At 68.0% G+C, this 16,976-nt stretch carries 18 protein-coding genes; 10 read left to right on the top strand and 8 right to left on the bottom strand.

What is annotated here, in order from left to right:
- Nucleotides 1–11 precede the first annotated feature (11 nt).
- The 5 genes from EV653_RS19525 to EV653_RS19505 are packed head-to-tail and all read left to right on the top strand — an operon-like array spanning nucleotide 12 to nucleotide 4,821.
- A complete protein-coding gene (locus EV653_RS19525) occupies nucleotides 12–1,397 on the top strand; it encodes a phosphomannomutase/phosphoglucomutase (RefSeq protein WP_134105173.1) in 1,386 nt (461 codons plus the stop codon).
- Nucleotides 1,398–1,601, top strand: coding sequence for a Trm112 family protein (locus EV653_RS19520; RefSeq protein ID WP_130444460.1), 204 nt, complete (start codon nucleotides 1,398–1,400; stop codon nucleotides 1,599–1,601).
- Nucleotides 1,602–1,611: 10 nt separating this feature from the next.
- Complete coding sequence (locus tag EV653_RS19515; RefSeq protein WP_134105172.1) at nucleotides 1,612–2,688, top strand: SIS domain-containing protein; 1,077 nt, start codon at nucleotides 1,612–1,614, stop codon at nucleotides 2,686–2,688.
- Complete coding sequence (gene manA / locus EV653_RS19510; protein WP_134105171.1) at nucleotides 2,682–3,836, top strand: mannose-6-phosphate isomerase, class I; 1,155 nt, start codon at nucleotides 2,682–2,684, stop codon at nucleotides 3,834–3,836. The genes EV653_RS19515 and manA overlap by 7 nt, the downstream gene beginning before the upstream one ends.
- Nucleotides 3,837–3,861: 25 nt before the next feature.
- Nucleotides 3,862–4,821 carry a cation diffusion facilitator family transporter gene (locus EV653_RS19505; protein WP_134105170.1) on the top strand — a complete coding sequence of 320 codons (960 nt, stop codon included), beginning with the start codon at nucleotides 3,862–3,864 and terminating at the stop codon, nucleotides 4,819–4,821.
- 106 nt (nucleotides 4,822–4,927) lie between these two features.
- Here EV653_RS19505 and EV653_RS19500 read toward each other — a convergent pair whose 3' ends face one another.
- On the bottom strand, nucleotides 4,928–5,287 hold the full coding sequence (locus EV653_RS19500) for a MerR family transcriptional regulator (protein ID WP_130444468.1): 360 nt from the start codon (nucleotides 5,285–5,287) through the stop codon (nucleotides 4,928–4,930).
- A 109-nt stretch (nucleotides 5,288–5,396) separates the two neighbouring features.
- Here EV653_RS19500 and ahcY point away from each other — a divergent pair, with 109 nt between their 5' ends.
- Nucleotides 5,397–6,833 carry an adenosylhomocysteinase gene (gene ahcY / locus EV653_RS19495; RefSeq protein ID WP_134105169.1) on the top strand — a complete coding sequence of 479 codons (1,437 nt, stop codon included), beginning with the start codon at nucleotides 5,397–5,399 and terminating at the stop codon, nucleotides 6,831–6,833.
- Nucleotides 6,834–6,887: 54 nt separating this feature from the next.
- Here the strand turns inward: ahcY and EV653_RS19490 are convergent, their stop codons facing one another.
- A complete protein-coding gene (locus tag EV653_RS19490; RefSeq protein WP_238159897.1) occupies nucleotides 6,888–7,850 on the bottom strand; it encodes an RDD family protein in 963 nt (320 codons plus the stop codon).
- A 73-nt stretch (nucleotides 7,851–7,923) separates the two neighbouring features.
- On the opposite strand from EV653_RS19490, the gene EV653_RS19485 reads away from it, so the two are divergent.
- Entirely contained in the window at nucleotides 7,924–8,919 is a 996-nt protein-coding gene (locus tag EV653_RS19485; RefSeq protein ID WP_134105168.1) for a stage II sporulation protein M, read from the top strand.
- Between the two features lie 28 nt (nucleotides 8,920–8,947).
- The gene (locus EV653_RS19480) at nucleotides 8,948–9,715 is read left to right on the top strand and encodes a DUF1206 domain-containing protein (RefSeq protein WP_134105167.1); all 768 of its coding nucleotides are present in this window, start codon (nucleotides 8,948–8,950) and stop codon (nucleotides 9,713–9,715) included.
- Here the strand turns inward: EV653_RS19480 and EV653_RS19475 are convergent.
- The 6 genes from EV653_RS19475 to EV653_RS19450 form a co-directional block, all read right to left on the bottom strand.
- Nucleotides 9,687–10,460: a DUF899 family protein gene (locus EV653_RS19475; protein ID WP_134105166.1), complete on the bottom strand. Its 774-nt coding sequence runs from the start codon at nucleotides 10,458–10,460 to the stop codon at nucleotides 9,687–9,689. The two genes, EV653_RS19480 and EV653_RS19475, sit on opposite strands and share 29 nt — an antisense overlap.
- A 39-nt stretch (nucleotides 10,461–10,499) precedes the next feature.
- On the bottom strand, nucleotides 10,500–12,086 hold the full coding sequence (locus EV653_RS19470) for an ABC transporter permease (protein WP_134105165.1): 1,587 nt from the start codon (nucleotides 12,084–12,086) through the stop codon (nucleotides 10,500–10,502).
- Nucleotides 12,083–12,967: an ABC transporter ATP-binding protein gene (locus EV653_RS19465; RefSeq protein ID WP_134105164.1), complete on the bottom strand. Its 885-nt coding sequence runs from the start codon at nucleotides 12,965–12,967 to the stop codon at nucleotides 12,083–12,085. The genes EV653_RS19470 and EV653_RS19465 overlap by 4 nt, the downstream gene beginning before the upstream one ends.
- 2 nt (nucleotides 12,968–12,969) lie before the next feature.
- On the bottom strand, nucleotides 12,970–13,572 hold the full coding sequence (locus EV653_RS19460; protein WP_134105163.1) for a TetR/AcrR family transcriptional regulator: 603 nt from the start codon (nucleotides 13,570–13,572) through the stop codon (nucleotides 12,970–12,972).
- 426 nt (nucleotides 13,573–13,998) lie between these two features.
- Complete coding sequence (locus EV653_RS19455; protein WP_134105162.1) at nucleotides 13,999–15,450, bottom strand: amidase; 1,452 nt, start codon at nucleotides 15,448–15,450, stop codon at nucleotides 13,999–14,001.
- Nucleotides 15,390–15,821, bottom strand: coding sequence for a winged helix-turn-helix domain-containing protein (locus EV653_RS19450; RefSeq protein WP_134105161.1), 432 nt, complete (start codon nucleotides 15,819–15,821; stop codon nucleotides 15,390–15,392). Before EV653_RS19450 ends, EV653_RS19455 begins: the two co-directional genes overlap by 61 nt.
- Before the next feature lie 19 nt (nucleotides 15,822–15,840).
- On the opposite strand from EV653_RS19450, the gene EV653_RS19445 reads away from it, so the two are divergent.
- Both EV653_RS19445 and EV653_RS19440 read left to right on the top strand, forming a co-directional pair.
- Nucleotides 15,841–16,173, top strand: a complete 333-nt coding sequence (locus tag EV653_RS19445) for an ArsR/SmtB family transcription factor (protein WP_134105160.1) — start codon at nucleotides 15,841–15,843, stop codon at nucleotides 16,171–16,173.
- Nucleotides 16,173–16,970 carry a VOC family protein gene (locus EV653_RS19440; RefSeq protein WP_134105159.1) on the top strand — a complete coding sequence of 266 codons (798 nt, stop codon included), beginning with the start codon at nucleotides 16,173–16,175 and terminating at the stop codon, nucleotides 16,968–16,970. The genes EV653_RS19445 and EV653_RS19440 overlap by 1 nt, the downstream gene beginning before the upstream one ends.
- The last annotated feature ends 6 nt before the right edge of the window (nucleotides 16,971–16,976 follow it).

Genomic DNA, 16,976 nt, shown 5'->3' with positions numbered 1-16,976 from the left:
AGGGTCCACGCATGGCTGACGTTGCGGCGATCTTCAAGGCGTACGACGTGCGTGGGGTCGTCCCGGACCAGTTGGACGAAGCGGTGGCCCGGGCGACCGGCGCCGCGTTCGTCGAGGTCCTGGACGTCCTCGCGGGTCCGGGGGCGGTCGTGATCGGGTACGACATGCGACCGTCCAGCCCGGCCCTGGCGGCGGCATTCGCCGAGGGGGTGACCAGCACCGGCGCGGATGTGATCGACATCGGCCTGGCCTCCACCGACCAGCTGTACTTCGCGTCCGGCCGGCTCGACCTGCCCGGGGCGATGTTCACGGCGAGCCACAACCCGGCGAAGTACAACGGCATCAAGATGTGCCGCGCGGGCGCCGCTCCGGTCGGCGCCGACTCGGGTCTGCGCGACATCGCCGACCTGGTCGCGAAGGCCCTGACCGAGGGCCCGGCGACGGCCCCCGCAGCGGGACATGTCACGCACAAGGACCTGCTGACGGCGTACGCCGATCACCTGCACGACCTGGTCGACCTGAGCGGCATCCGCCCGCTGACCGTGGTCGTCGACGCGGGCAACGGCATGGGCGGCCACACCGTGCCGGCGGTGTTCGCCAAGGGGCCGGTGACGATCATCCCGCTGTACTTCGAGCTCGACGGCAACTTCCCGAACCACGAGGCGAACCCGCTCGACCCGAAGAACCTGGTCGACCTGCAGGCCAAGGTCCGTGAGACGGGCGCCGACCTCGGGCTCGCGTTCGACGGCGACGCCGACCGCTGCTTCGTGGTCGACGAGAAGGGCGACCCGATCTCGCCCAGCGCGATCACCGGCGCGGTCGCCGTCCGGGAGCTGGCCAAGCACCCGGGCTCGACGATCCTGCACAACCTGATCACCTCCAGGGCCGTTCCGGAGCTGATCGCCGAGCACGGCGGCGTTCCGGTCCGGACCCGGGTCGGGCATTCGAACATCAAGCAGAAGATGGCCGAGACCGACGCGGTGTTCGGCGGCGAGCACTCCGCGCACTACTACTTCCGCGACTTCTGGCGGGCCGACACCGGCATGCTGGCCGCGCTGCACGTGCTGGCCGCGCTGGGGGAGCAGGACAAGCCGGCCAGCGAGCTGTTCGCGGAGTACGAGCGGTACGTCGCGTCCGGCGAGATCAACAACAAGGTCGCGGACGCGGCGGCGACGGTCGCGGCGATCGAAGATACGTATTCTGGCCTCGACGGCGTGACCGTCGACCATCTGGACGGGTTGACCGTGTCGGCGGGACAGTGGTGGTTCAACGTCCGTGCGTCGAACACGGAACCGTTGCTGCGGCTGAACGTCGAGGCCTCGGACCGGTCCGAGATGGAACGTGTCCGTGACGAAGTACTGGCCCTGATCACCGGCGCATCGGTGGAGGAGAACTGAATGGCAGTCAATCTGGACCCGGACCTGCTGAGCATCCTGGTCTGCCCGAAGTGCCGCTCGGAGTTCCGCGTGGACGACGAGGCCAACGAGCTCGTCTGCACGAACGCGTCGTGCGCGCTGGCCTACCCGGTGCGTGACGACATCCCGGTGCTGCTGATCGACGAAGCCCGGGACACCAGGGAAACCGCCGCGACAGAGAGCTGACGGGAAGCTGATGAGCGTCTTCGACGACACCCGACTGGACGACCCGGCCGCCCTCGAGGCGGCAGACCACCTGCTCCGCCGGCTGGCGATGGCCGGGGCCCGGATCCGGGCCGAGCTGGAGGCGTCCTCCGACGTGCTGTCCGCGCTCCAGTCCGACGGCTTCCGGCCGCGGGCCGTGGTAGCGGCCGGCCGCGACGCGCGGCTGGTGCGGGCTGTGCTCGAGCCGGTCTGCCCGGTGCCCTTCCTGGCGTGGCCTGGTCCGGGGCTGCCGGGTTGGGCCGGTCCGTTGGACCTGGTGGTCGTGCTGGGCGGTGCCGCCGAGGACCTCGACGCGGTGTCGGCCGCCGGCGAAGCGGTACGCCGGGGTTGCGGGCTGATGGTGGCTGCGCCGGAGGACTCCCCGGTGGCGATCGCGTCCGCCGGACTCCGGCACGCGATCCGGCTGCCGTCCCAGTCGGACGACCAGCTGGCTGCTGCCGTCGCCGTACTGCAGGCGCTGCACCAGATGGAGCTGGGGCCGGAGGTGGACCACAAGGCCGTGGCGGCGCTGCTCGACGATGTAGCGATCGAGTGCTCGCCAAACAACGACGTGGCATCCAACCCGGCGAAGGATCTCGCTCTGGTGCTGGCGGACGCGTTGCCGCTGGTCTGGGGTGGCTCGGTGCTGGCTGCGCGTGCTGCCCGCCGCGTGGTCGAGGCGCTGCGGCTGGCCAGTGGCCGGCCGGCGCTGGCTGCTGATGCGGGTCATCTCCTGCCGGTGCTCAATCAGCCGCCGCGGGACCTGTTCGCGGACCCGTTCGACAAGCCGGCCGAGCTCCGGCCGGCGCTGATCATCCTCGACGACGGTATCGAGGAGGCCGGTGTCGCCGAGCACCGCCGCAAGCTGGAGTCCAAGGCGGAGGCACACGACGTTCGCGTGCACACGATCACGCAGGCCAACGGCACAGATGTCGCCCGGTACGCCGCTCTGACCCAGCAGGGCCGGTACGCCGCGGCGTACCTCGGGATCGGCCTCGGCCGGCACGGTATGGCGACCGTGGACGACCCGGCCGGGTCGGGGAACCCTTCGGAGGACCTGGCGTGGTAGTGCGGCTGCAGAACACCATCCGGGACTACGCCTGGGGCTCGCTGACCGCGATCCCCGAGTTGCTCGGCGTGGAGCCGGACGGGACCCCGCAGGCCGAGATGTGGATGGGCGCGCACGAGTCCGCGCCGTCGGTGCTGCCGAACGGCGACACCCTGTACGACGTGGTGTCGGACGACCCGGCCGCGGTGCTGGGCGAGGAGACGGCCGAGCGGTTCGAGGGCCGGTTCCCGTTCCTGGCCAAGCTGCTGGCGGCGGGGCAGCCGTTGTCGATCCAGGCGCATCCCTCCCGGGACCAGGCGATCGACGGGTACGAGCGGGACGAGGCGGCCGGGATTCCCCGCGATGCCGCGGACCGGAACTACAAGGACGCCTGGCCGAAGCCGGAGATCCTGATCGCGCTCGGGCCGTTCGACGCGCTGGTGGGCTTCCGTCCGCTGGACCGGACGATCGCTCTGCTCGAGGCGCTGGCGCCGACCGGGTTCGGTGAGCTCACGGACCGGCTGCGCGACGGGAAGCTCCGCGAGGCGTTCACCGAATTCATGAGTGCCGACCGGGACGCGATCCGTCCGCTGGTCGGCGCGCTCGGCGAGGCCGTAGTGCAGTACGTCGGGGACGCGTTCGAGCTGGAGCGCGAGACGCTGTCGAAGTTGTGTGCCGACTTCCCGGACGATCCCGGCGTACTCGCGGCATTGCTGCTGAACCGCGTCCGACTGGAGCGGTTCGACGCGGTGTACCTGCCGGCGGGGAACGTGCACGCGTACTTGCACGGCCTCGGGTTCGAGGTGATGGCGAACTCCGACAACGTGTTGCGTGGTGGCCTGACGCACAAGCACATCGACGTACCGGAGCTGGTCTCGGTGGTCGACTTCGAGCCGCTCGAGGACCCGGTGCTGACGGCCGATGACGAGGGTATCTACGAGACCGGCTGCCCGTACTTCGCCATCCAGCGGGTCGATCTGGACGGTAGCGAGCGGACCGTCGACGGAGTCGGACCGCGGATCATCTGCTGTGTCGCGGGCACGATCGATGCTGCGGGCAAAGAGTCTTCGGTGACGTTGTCCACAGGCCAGTCCGCGTTCGCCGCGGGACCCGAAGGACCCTGTATCTTGCGTGGTTCCGGCACGGCGTTCGTCGTGTCCGCACGCTGATCCCTGACGGAGGACCTGAACAACCATGGCTGGTGGCGGAAACAAGGCCGTTATTGCGGCTTTGCTGGCGAACACCGGGATCGCGGTCACCAAGTTCGCCGCCTGGGCACTGACCCAGTCGGCGTCGATGCTGGCCGAGGCGATCCACTCGCTCGCCGACGCGGGCAACCAGGTGCTGTTGCTGGTCGGCAGCCAGCGGGCCAAGCGGTCCGCGGACGAGCTGCACCAGTTCGGGTTCGGCCGGGAGCGGTATGTCTACTCGTTCATCGTGTCGATCGTGCTGTTCAGCGTCGGCGGTCTGTTCGCGCTGTACGAGGGCTATCACAAGGTGCACGACCCGCACGGGATCGACAACTGGAAGTGGGTTCCGGTCGCGGTGCTGGTGCTCGCGATCCTGATGGAGGGCTTCTCGTTCCGGACCGCGATCCACGAGGCGAACAAGATCCGCGGACACGTGCCCTGGGTCCGTTTCGTCCGCAACGCCCGCGCCCCGGAGCTGCCCGTCATCCTGCTGGAGGACTTCGCCGCGCTCACCGGTCTGGTGCTGGCGCTGATCGGCGTCGTGCTGACGCTTGCCACCGGCAACGGTGTGTTCGACGGTCTGGGGTCGATGGCGATCGGCGCGCTGCTGGTCTGCGTGGCGATCTTCCTGGCGATCGAGATGAAGTCGCTGCTGCTCGGCGAGTCCGCGACCCGCGAGTCCCAGGACCGCATCGTGGCCGCTATCGAGAACACGCCCGGTGTCCAGCGCCTGATCCACATCAAGACTCTGCACCTCGGTCCGGAGGAGGTGCTCGTCGCAGCCAAGGTCGGTGTCGAGCCGACCACCGATGCGGCCGTCGTCGCCGAGACCATCGACGCGGCCGAACGCGCCATCCGCGCGGCCGAGCCGATGAGCCAGCACATCTACCTCGAGCCCGACGTCTACGTCGAGAACCACGTCCCCGACGAACGCCCCGCCGTCCCCGAAGCCCCGTCCCACTGACCCCCCTCGCGTCTGGTGGGTACACCCACCGCCCTGTGGGTTGGCCAACCGGAATCCGGTTGGCCAACCCACGCTCTGGTGGGTATACCCACCAGACGGGAGGGGGTCAGCGGGGACGGGGTGGGAGGACGCCGGAGCGGCCTAGCCAGCGCAGCGCGCGGTCGCGGTCGATCTGGGCCTGGGTCGGGGGTGCGGTGAGGCGGCCGGTGCGGTAGCCGAGGTTGCGGATGTCGGCGGCCACGGAAGGCTCGGCGAGCGCCCGGAGCGCGAACGCGAGCGCGGCCGGCGTCACGTCGTACCGGCGTTCGAGGTCGAGTGCGAGCTGGACGGCGGCCAGGTCGCGGTCGTCGTACTGGCGCTGGGCGGTGTGCTCGGACCGGGATCGCGGGAGCAACCCGAGCGCCTCCCGGTAGCGCAGCATGCGTGGAGTGGTACCCAGCTGGCGAGCGGCCTCGGTGATGCGCATATCTCAATCTTGACATTTCGGTGTCAAAATCGCGCCCGGAGCGATCAAACCGCGTGGCTCGCCCCTCTAGGCTCATGCGAGTACCAATCACAGTCTTCAGGGGAGCGGCATGACCTTCGACTACAAGGTGGCGGATCTCGGCCTGGCCGAGTTCGGGCGCAAGGAGATCCGGCTGGCCGAGCACGAGATGCCCGGCTTGATGGCGATGCGCAAGCAGTACGGCGACAGCAAGCCGCTGTCCGGGGCCCGGATCATGGGTTCGTTGCACATGACGATCCAGACCGCGGTGCTGATCGAGACGCTGGTGGCGCTCGGCGCCGAGGTGCGCTGGGTCTCCTGCAACATCTTCTCCACCCAGGACCACGCTGCGGCCGCGGTCGTCGTCGGGCCCGAGGGTTCGGCCGACGCCCCCGCCGGCGTCCCGGTGTTCGCCTGGAAGGGCGAGACACTGGAGGAGTACTGGTGGTGCACCGAGCAGGCGCTGACCTGGCCGGGTGACGAGGGCCCGAACATGATCCTCGACGACGGCGGCGACGCCACGATGCTCGTCCACAAGGGCACCGAGTTCGAGAAGGCCGGCGCCGTACCGGACCCGTCGACCGCGGACTCCGAGGAGTACGGCGTCGTCCTGAAGCTGCTGACCCGCACGCTGGCCGAGTCGCCGTCGAAGTGGACCACCATCGGTCAGGGCATCAAGGGTGTCACCGAGGAGACCACCACCGGCGTGCACCGGCTGTACGAGATGCACAAGGCCGGCGCGCTGCTGTTCCCGGCGATCAACGTCAACGACTCGGTCACCAAGTCGAAGTTCGACAACAAGTACGGCTGCCGGCACTCGCTGATCGACGGCATCAACCGCGCCACCGACGTGCTGATCGGCGGCAAGGTCGCGGTCGTCTGCGGGTACGGCGACGTCGGCAAGGGCTGCTCGGAGTCGCTGCGCGGCCAGGGCGCCCGGGTGATCGTGACCGAGATCGACCCGATCTGCGCGCTGCAGGCCGCGATGGACGGCTACCAGGTGAGCACGATGGACGACGTCGTCGGGATCGGCGACATCTTCGTCACTACCACCGGCAACAAGGACGTCATCACCGCCGACCACATGGCGGCGATGAAGCACCAGGCGATCGTCGGCAACATCGGCCACTTCGACAACGAGATCGACATGGCCGGCCTGTACAAGACCCCCGGTGTCGAGCGGGTCAACATCAAGCCGCAGGTCGACGAGTTCCGGTTCCCGGACGGCCACACGATCATCATTCTGTCCGAGGGCCGCCTGCTGAACCTGGGCAACGCCACCGGCCACCCGTCGTTCGTGATGTCGAACTCGTTCACCAACCAGGTCCTGGCCCAGATCGAGCTCTTCGTGAAGACCGCGGAGTACCCGACCGACGTCTACGTGCTCCCGAAGCACCTGGACGAGATGGTCGCCCGCCTCCACCTGGACGCGCTCGGGGTGAAGCTGACCGAGCTCTCCAAGGAGCAGGCGGCGTACCTCGGTGTACCGGTCGAAGGCCCGTACAAGTCGGAGCACTACCGCTACTGATTCCCCCCACGGCAAGCGCCCCACAGGTCTTCCTGTGGGGCGCTTCGCTTTGTGTCAGGACCACCCGGCTTCGTTGCTGCCCGGAGTGGCCCAGCCTTGGGCGTTCACGGTGACCGGGCGGGGGCCAGGAGGCGGCGGGGGCGGGATGAAGGGAGTCGGTGCGGGCATGGGTGGCTGTGCGCCGTACGGGCTGGGTGGGGCGAAGGGGCCGGCGGGGACGGCGTACGACGGGTTCGTGAACGGGCCGGTCTGCGCCGGGCGGTGGGTGGAGAGGCGGATGAGCTCGCGGCGGCGGCGTTCGGCCAGGACCGCGGAGAGGTACGCGGGGGCGATGATCGGGACTGGTGGAGCCGGAGCCGTTACGGCGGCCATGCGGGCGGCCAGTGCGTCGCCGAGCGCGATCTGTGCGCCGGGCAGGAGATCCGTGTAGCGGGCGAGGTAGTCGCGGGCCGAGTTGGCCAGGTCGTCGGACAGGCGCGAGAGCTCCAGCGACTGCGCCCACTGGACCAGGTGGCCGGGGACGAACAGCGGCGGTGACGCCATCGGCTGGTGGCGTTCGCGGATGACGACCGTACCGGCGACCATGTCACCGATCCGCTTGCCCTGCTTGTTCATCAGACTCGACACGATCCCCGGACAGGCCGCGAACCACGGCGCGAAGTCGACGAAGAACCACATCAGCGTCCGCACCAGTGCGTGGCGGAACCGGATCGAGCTGCCGTCGTCACGGACCACCTTCAGTCCGAGCACCATCTTGCCGATGGTCCGCCCGCGGGTCAGCGTCTCCATCAGGACCCGATAGCCGACCGCCACGAGCAGTACGACGATGAAGATCAGCGCGACCGCCAGAGCCTCGCTGGACTCGCTCCCGAGCAGGAACCCGGCCAGCAACGAGACAAGCACCACCAGGACGACGCCCTGCAGCGCCACGTCGATCGCACACGCCAGCGCCCGCGTCGGCATCCTGGCGATCCGCACCTGGAGGACGACCGCTTCGCCGGTGACCAGCTGAGACACGTCGTCGCCCCCTCCTGCCTAGACACTGCGTCCGGCTAGTCTGCCAGCAGTCGGGTGGAGGAAGGGGGTAGCTGTGGACGTCGAAGCGTTCGTATCGGTGCACCAGCCGCAGTGGGACCGCCTGGCCCACCTGACCCGTCGCCAGCGCCGCCTGTCCGGTGCGGAGGCCGAGGAGCTGGTCATTCTCTACCAGCGCGTCGGCACCCACCTGGCCGCGCTCCGGGCCGCCGGCGCGGATCCGGTGTCGATCGGTCGCCTGTCCGGCCTCATTGCCGACGCCCGCGGTGCGGTGACCGGTGCGCAGGCTCCTGTCTGGCGGGACATCTCGAAGTACTTTCTGGTGAGCTTCCCGGCCGCGCTGTACGCCTCCAGACGCTGGTGGCTCACCATCGGTCTGCTGTTCTACCTGGTGGCGGCCTGGACCGCCTGGCGAGTGCTGGCCCACCCAGAGGTGATCGACTCCATCGGCACGCCGGACCAGATCAAGCAGTTCGTCGAGCACGATTTCCAGTCGTACTACTCGGACAACCCGGCGCAGGACTTCGCTCTCCGTGTCTGGATCAACAACGCGACTCTTAGTGCCGCCGCACTCGCCCTGGGCATCCTCCTGGTCCCGTCCGTCCTCATCCTGTGGGACAACGCGATCAACCTCGGTCTGAGCGCCGGTCTGATGATCGGCCACGACGAGGGCGGCCTGTTCTTCAGCCTGATCGCACCGCACGGTCTGCTCGAGTTGACCGCGGTGTTCGTCGCGACGGCGGCCGGACTGCGTCTCGGCTGGTCCTGGGTCGCTCCCGGCCCCCGCACTCGAATGCAGGCGGTTGCCCAGACAGGACGCGCGACGATCGGTATGGCGATCGGTCTGGCCGCAGTACTCCTCGTCACCGGTCTGATCGAGGGCTTCGTGACACCGTTCCTGCCGGCCCCGGTCCGCGTGACGATCGGCATCCTCGCCGAGTTGGCCTTCTTCACCTACGTCTGGACCCTTGGTCGTCGCGCCTATCGTCACGGTGAGTACGGCGATATCGACGAAGCAGACCGGGAAGCCAGCGCACCTGTCTCCGCCTGATCGTTTCGCGCAGGGCACCGGGAGGGGTATGAGCACCGCCCAGGAAGTCAGATACAGCCGGACGTACGACGTCGGGATCACCGTCGGTCTGATCGCGTACGGCGTCGTACACATCCTGATCGCATGGATCGCACTGCAACTCGCGTGGGGCAAGTCCTCCAAGGAGGCCTCGCAACAAGGCGCGCTGCAGGAACTGGCCGCACAGCCGCTCGGTGGAGTCCTGCTGTGGGTCGTCGCCATCGGCATGTTCGCGCTGGTCGTGTGGCGGGTGCTCGAGCTCGTCTGGGGTCATCTCGACACCCAGAAGAAGGTCTCGTCCGTGGGGCGGGCGATCGTCTACCTGGTGCTGGGCATCAGTGCGGTGAAGGTCGCCGTCGGTTCTGGCGGGTCGAGCACCGGCGGACAGCAGACGCTTTCCGCCCGGATCATGGCTCACGGTGCGGGGCGGTTCCTGATCGTCGCGGTCGGCGTCGCGATCATCGGGATCGGCTGCTACCAGATCTACAAGGCGATCACGAAGAAGTTCATGGAGGACCTGGTCGGCGGGGTCTCCGAGGTGACCATCCTGCTCGGCCGCATCGGGTACGCCGCGAAGGGCGTCGCGTTCGTGGTCGTCGGCATACTGTTCGGCTGGGCCGCGATCAGCTACGACCCGAAGAAGGCCGGTGGTCTCGACACGGCGCTGCACACGATCAAGGACCAGCCGTTCGGATCCGTGCTGCTGACGGTGCTCGCGATCGGTATCGCCGCGTTCGGGTTCTACGCGTTCAGTTGGTCGAGGAACGCCCGGAAGTGAGCTCGTCGGAGCGCCCGCTCGCGATCCGCGACCACTGCGAGATCGGCCGTCCGTCGATGGTCTTCGGCAGCACCGGGTTCTCGGTTGCCCACTGTTTGGGCCAGCCGTCCGGCGAGTCCTCGAACGGCTCCTGGCGTCCGTACACCGTCAGGTCCATCAGCGCGTAGTTGTTGTCCATCACCTCGACGCCGCGCATGGTCGTCCAGTACGTCTCGAAGACGCGGTCGCCCTGGCGCACGTACGAGATCAGGTACATCTGCCCGATGTTCCGCCCGACCAGCAGCCGCTCCAGCGAGCCGACAGCGGAGTACCACGGCATCGTCCAGGCCATGAAGTCGCGGTACGCACGGCTCTCGGCGTACGGGCCTTGGGCGAAGACGGCGAACGTGATGTCGCGCGAGTGCAGGTACGAGATCTCCTGCACTTGTCCTGTGCACCAGGTGCAGCCTTGGCACTGTTCTTCAGCCGGATGGCCTGTGTGCCACATGAAGTAGTAGGCGAGGAGTTGCTTGCGGCCTTCGAATGCTTCGAGCAGGGTGACCGGACCGTTCGGTCCGGTCACCGTGATGGTCGCGTCGACCTCGACCATCGGGAGCCTGCGTCGTTGGGCTGCAATCGCGTCTGCTTCTCGCGTGTGGGCCTTCTCCCTGGCGCGCAACTGGTCGAGGTCCGCGTCGAACGTTGCCCGATCCACCACCGGCGGGAGTGCCGTGCTGTCGTGAACTGCTCGTTCGTGTTCTCTCATACTGGCCACGTCGGAGCCGCTACCCGGTTCTCGACGCGGTCAGGCCGGAAGATCGCGCCGACGCAGTCCGACCAGACCCGCGAAGCCCACGACGACAGCGATCGCGAGCAGAGTGATCAGTGGACCTGCGGACACAGTTCCACCCGGTAGCGACGGGAGGTGGGTGAACGGCGAGATGTTGCGGATCCAGCCGGCTGTGGCGACACCCGCGCTCACGAGGCCGATCAGAATGCAGACAGCTGGTCCGGCCCACGAGATCATCGACGCCTGCGGGAAGAACCCGAAGATCGCGATGGCAATCGCGGCCAGCACCCACACGGCGGGGAGTTGTGCGAGCGCCGCGCCGATCAGTCGCGGGAGTTGCCCGCCGACGTCGCCGATCGCGACGCCGTACGCAAGGCCTTCGGCCACACCTGCCGCCAGCAACGCGACCGCCGGCCCGAGCAGGCTGAAGACGAGATGACTCGCGGCCCACTGCCAGCGACTCGTCGCGGTCGCCAGCACGGGCTCGGCCCGTCCGCTGCTCTCCTCGACGCGCAGTCGCAGCGTTGCCTGCACGGCGTACGCCGACGCGATCAACCCGACCAGCGTCATCACTCCAGCCAGGAACGAGTCGATCAATCCGGCCGAGCCGCCCATCCGCTGGAACATCTCCTGGATGGTCGGATCGTCCTTCATCATGTCGCCGACACCCTTGGCGACACCGCCGAACAACAAGCCCAGCAAGGCGAACCCGACCGTCCAGGCCGCGAGGAGACCGCGGTGCAGTCGCCAGGCGAGCGCGAGTGGGGAGCCGAGGGTGCCGTCTGCGGGGCCGAGCTTGTCCGGCAACAGTCCGGCGCCGATGTCCCGTCTGGTGGCGAGAACGACGGCTGTCGTTGTGAGTGCGATGGTTGCCACGAGCATCAGTGCTCCCAACCACCAACGGTTCTCGGCGTACGGGTGGATCCGCTGTGCCCAGGCGATCGGCGACAGGTACGACAACCAGGCGAGCGGCCCGTCCGTGTGCGCGCTGGTGTCGCCGGCTGCCCGCAGTACGTAGGCGCCGCCGAGCACGCCGATCGCGATGCCACGCGCCGTACCAGCACTGGCCGTCAACTGCGCAGCCACGGCACCAACGGCCGCGAAGAACCAACCGGTGCCGGCGTAAACGATGCCGATGGCAACTGATCCTGCCAGTGGCAGGTCCTGACTGTGCATGCCCAAGGCAAGTAGCACGCCGAGGGTAAGGTTTGCGCCGAAGACTGTGATCAGCGCCGCCGCCAGTTGTGCGTGCCGTCCGATGACGGTTGCCCCGAGCAACTCACGACGACCGGTCTCCTCCTCGACCCGGGTGTGCCGGATCACCGTGAGCAGGCTGATCAGTCCGACCATCACCGGGACGAATCCGAGGCGCCAGGTGACGAATTCGCCGAGGCTGGGCCCGGACAGTTCGCCGTACAAGGTGATGAAGCCGGCGTTGCTCGCGTACTTGATGCGGGAGTCCGGCGTCGGGAACAGATCGCCGTACTCCTTCACGTAGCTGACCGAGATCGCCACGAGCAGCACGATCCACAACGGCAGGATGATCCGGTCGCGGCGCAGGATCAGCCGGATCAGCCCGCCGGTGCCCGCCAGGCTTTTCATTGCACGGCCTCGGGTTCGTACAGCCGCAGGAACAGCTCCTCCAGCGAGGGCGGCTGGCTCACGAGACTCCGTACGCCGATCTCCGTCAAACGTCGCAGTACCGTGTTGATCTCGTCCGTGTCGACGTCGAACTGGACGCGTCCCTCGGTCTCCTTGAGGTCATGTACGCCGGCCAGCTGGGCCAAGCCGTTCATCGGTCCGACCAGCTCGGCCTGGATCGACGTACGCGTCAGGTGTCGCAGCTCGGACAGGGTGCCGCTCTCGACCGCGCGGCCGGCCCGGATGATCGTGACCCGATCGCAGAGCGCCTCGACCTCGGACAGGATGTGGCTGGACAGCAGCACCGTCCGACCGGTCTCCTTCACGACTTCGCGGAACACTTCCTCCATCAACGGATCCAGGCCGCTCGTCGGCTCGTCGAGCAGCAGAAGCTCGACGTCGGACGCTAATGCGGCGACCAGCGCGACCTTCTGGCGGTTGCCCTTGGAGTACGCGCGGGCCTTCTTCCGCGGGTCGAGGTCGAAGCGCTCGAGCAACTCGGCCTTGCGCTTCTTGTCGATGCCGCCGCGCATGCGACCGAGCAGGTCGATCGCCTCGCCACCTGACAGGTTCGGCCAGAGCGTCACGTCACCGGGAACGTAGGCCAGGCGGCGATGCAAGTCGGTCGCGTCCGACCAAGGGTCGCCGTCGAGGACCCGCGCGGTCCCCTCGTCCGCGCGGGTCATGCCCAGCAGGATGCGAATGGTGGTTGTCTTCCCCGCGCCGTTCGGGCCGAGGAACCCATGCACCTCACCGGTTCGCACCGTGAGGTCGAGACCGTCCAGGGCAAAGGTCTGCCCGAACGACTTGACCAGACCTTCCGTGCTGATCGCAGCCGGCATGATCACTTCTCCTGTTTCCGAATCTTCTCGACTTGTTCCGGAGTGAGTAGCGGGATCGTGAAGACCTCCATCAGGGCCTGACCGATCCGGTTGTAGCCCGCCGGGGTGGTGATGTCCTCGCCGAGCGCCTTCGAGACCTGATCGCGCAGGATGAGGACGCTGAGCTTGATCGCAGCCAGCGCGGCGGCGTACCCGCGGGGATCCTTCGGGGTGATGCCGTACCCGGCGGCCCAGGCCTCGACCGCGTCGACCCCTTCGAGGAACAGCGCGGTCGCGGTCTCGGAGCCGTCCATCATCGAGCGAACGAGGTACAACTGCAGCGGAAACGCGATCGGATGCAGCGCGAGCGGATCCAGCCCGGTCAGGTCACCGTCCTGCGTGAGCTCCGCGCCGATCTGGATCATGCGCTCTTTCGCGTACCGGTCACAGGCGTCCCGCAACGCTTCCTTCGACCCGAAGTGATGCCTGACGAGCCCGGACGACACCCCCGCCTCCGCGGCGATATCCCGGATCGAGGCGCCTTCGATCCCTCGCTCCCCGAACAACGTGATCGCCGCATCCCGAATCCGAGCCCGCGCCGTCAGATCCTCCGCCGCCCGATCCACAGCCCACTCCTCTCCCTACACACAAAAGCAAACTACTACACGATCGTGTAGTCAAGCCGAACGTGTCTCTCTTGGGTGTTTCCCCGCGTGCTCCACAGGCGCTTTCTTCGTCGCTTCGCTCCTCAGCGCACCCGCTCCACGCCCCGCCAGCTCCCGGCTCAGCGCCGTACACCCTTTCCGGCCACCCCCCGGGTCTAGCGGCCAACGCCGGACTTGCCGGCTGTCGCCGGCCGATGCGAGCTGCCGCTCGCGGTGAAGGTGGTTCCCTGGGCGTGCCGCGAGTCGTGAGGACTGGCTGGTGAAATGCAGCCAATCGTCACGACTCGCGCTTGGGGAGGCGGACCAATCGCCACGACTCGACTCGAGTCGGCCTGCTCAGGGGTGATGCCGAAGGGGCGGTCCGGCTGTTGAGGGGATCGCGCAGGCCTACCGCGGTGGCTGGAAGCCGCCGAGCTTTGGTTCGAGTAGTTCGGCGAGTCTCAGTGGGGTGCGGTCCTCGAACAGTGGGCCGATGAGTTGCACGCCGACCGGCAGACCCTCGGGGGACGGGCCTGTTGGGATGGCGGTGGCGGGGAGGCCGGGCATGGTGGGGACGCCGGCCCAGACGAGTTGGTTGAAGTACGGGTGGTCGACGCCGTCGATGTCGATCCGGCGTTCCAGTGGGTTGGGGTTGTGGTCGTGCGGGAACGCGGGGGTCGGCGTGATCGGGCACACCACGACATCGAACTCGGCGAAGAGCTCCCGCCAACCCTGACGGTGGATCTCACGGCGGTTGTTGGTCTCGATCCAGTCGCGGTGGCTGAACACCATCGCGCGCAGCTGCGCCGCGTCGAGACTCTGGTCGTCCGGGCTCAGTGCGGCGGCGCGGGTCCGCAGCTCCGCATAGGCGTCGACGGGAAAACGTGCGACAGATCCCGAGAACAGCAACTGCATGTAAATCAAGGCGCCTTCGGTCAGATCGGGTAGCAGCGGAGTATGCCGTTCGACACGGGCGCCGCCGTTGGCAAGCGCGTCGGCCACCCGGTTCACGCCGGCCCGTACGGCGGACCCGGTCGGGATGAGCGGGTGCTCGTCGACGACCAGGACCCGGAAGTCGCTCAGCCGCTCGTGACGTGCGGGCGGCAGCTTCACGTCGTACGCAAGGCCGTGCGTCAGCGGGTCCGGTCCGGCCATGACGTCGAGCAGGAGCGTGAGGTCGCGGGCAGAGCGCGCCATCGGACCGACGACGGCGAGGTCGAGGTCGATCGGCCAGGGCGGTGCCGGCGGCGCGACCATGCCGCGGGTTGCCGCCAGTCCGAGGGTCGGCTTGTGCGCATAGATGCCGCAGAAATGCGCCGGGGTACGCAGCGAACCGGCAAGGTCGGAGCCGATGGACAGCGCGCCGAAGCCGGACGCGAGGGCCGCCGCTGATCCGCCGGACGAACCTCCCGACGTACGCTCGTGATCCCACGGATTGTTGGTGGTGCCGTAGAGCTCGTTGAAGCTCTGGATGTCTTGCAGCCCCAATGGCACGTTGGTTTTACCCAGCACGACCGCGCCCGCCGCCTTGAGCCGCGACACCTGTTCGGCGTCCTCGGCCGGCACATAGTCCCGGTGTTGCGGCATACCCCAGGTCGTGGGCAGCCCAGCCACGTTGTACGACTCCTTGACCGTCACCGGAACACCGAGCAGCGGGCGGTCCTCGCCGCGGGCGCGCGCCTCGTCGGCATCACGCGCCGCGGCCCGCGCACGCTCGAAGTCCGGCACGCAGATCGCGTTGATCGCCTTGTCCTCGCGCTCGATCCGCGCAATCGCCTCATCGGTCAGTTCCGCCGAACTCACTTCACCGGCTCGCAGTGCGGCCAGCAACTCTTCGGCCGTCCGAAAAATCCACTCCATGAATTGGACGCTAACCAGCCCCGATCGAAGCCACGAAATACCACTTCACGCAACGGGACAGAACGCGTCTTTCCTGACCGAACCAGCTCCGCCCCGCGCACAGTCACCCGATAGACGACCTTGTGGCCTTCACGCAGCCCGACGATCAGCCCGGCGTCACGCAGGATCCGCAGATGCCGGCCGACCGTACCCAGCGACAGCCCAAGCTCTCGAGCCAATTCACTCGCCGTCCCCGGACGAGTCAGCCGTGACAGCAGCTCCGCACGCCCACGTCCGATCAGCCGTTCGAGCGCGACCCGACCCTCGGTCGGCAACTCGACTGCCGCGCGCCGGGCTTCCGCATGGTTCTGGTGGTTGACAATAGTTAACAAATGGTAGAACTATTGCGATATGGCGGAAGATGCTGTGGATCGGTTTTTCGAGGTGTTAGCGGATCCGACGCGGCGGCAGGTTGTGCGGTTGCTGGGGGAGGGGCCGCGGCGGGCGGGGCAGTTGGCGGTGGCGACGGGGGCGTCTTCGCCGGCGATGAGCCGGCATCTGCGGATCCTGCTGGAGGCCGGACTGGTGGCCGATGAGCGGGTGCCGGACGATGCCCGCGTTCGTGTCTTCCGGCTCAATCCGGAGCCCGTGGTCGCCGTCCAGGCCTGGCTGGATCAGGTCCAGGCGCATTGGCGTGACCAGTTGGGCTCGTTCAAGCGCCACGTCGAGCAGAAGGAGTCCTGATGACCGAGCAGTCCGTCGAGGTCGCGGTCGAGGTACCCGTCGCGCCGCCGGCCGCGTTCAAGATCTTCACCGAGGAGATCGACCTGTGGTGGGTACGCGGGCCGATCAACTTCTGGGATTCGGCCCGCGCGATCGAAGTACGCATCGAGCCGGGCGTCGGCGGCCGCATCCTCGAGGTGTACGCCGATGACGCGCTGGAACGTGGCGTGATCACGGCCTGGGAGCCGGGTGAACGCCTGGAGTACCGCAGTTCGGTCGACGACACCGAGACCACCATCACCTTCGCTCCGATCGACGGCGGCACGCGGGTCACCGTGGTCGAAGCGCTGGTCGAGGGCGGCACCAGGGCCGACTACTCGTGGCAGAACGTCCTGTACTGGTTCCCGGCCTGGGTCACGCGCCGCGACACCGCGCCGTCGACGCCCCGCGAGGTCGGACGGCTTGCAATCGCCTTGTCGTACGACGATCCCGCCGCCGCGGCACGCTGGCTGCACACCGTCTTCGGCTTGGAGACGTGGGACCGCATCCCCGACGAAGGCCGCCAACCGAGCTGGATCGAGCTCCACGCCGGAGCCTGCTCGATCATCCTCCTCAAACGAACCGAACCTGGCCCGCCGGCCGCGGATCATGCCGCGTGGGTGTACGTCGACGACCTCGACGCGCACTTCACGCACAGCCAGGAGAACGGCGCCACGATCGTCCAGGAGATCCATCAGTACGGCTTCCGTTCGTACGAAGCCGAGGACCTCGACGGCCATCGCTGGACCTTCCTCCAAGCCCGCCCGACCCAACCCTGAAACGAG

The sequence above is a fragment of the Kribbella pratensis genome (assembly GCF_004365355.1).
Taxonomy (GTDB): Bacteria; Actinomycetota; Actinomycetes; order Propionibacteriales; family Kribbellaceae; genus Kribbella.
Note: the sequence above shows the minus strand (reverse complement) of the source record. Positions and strands in the feature narration are given on the sequence as shown.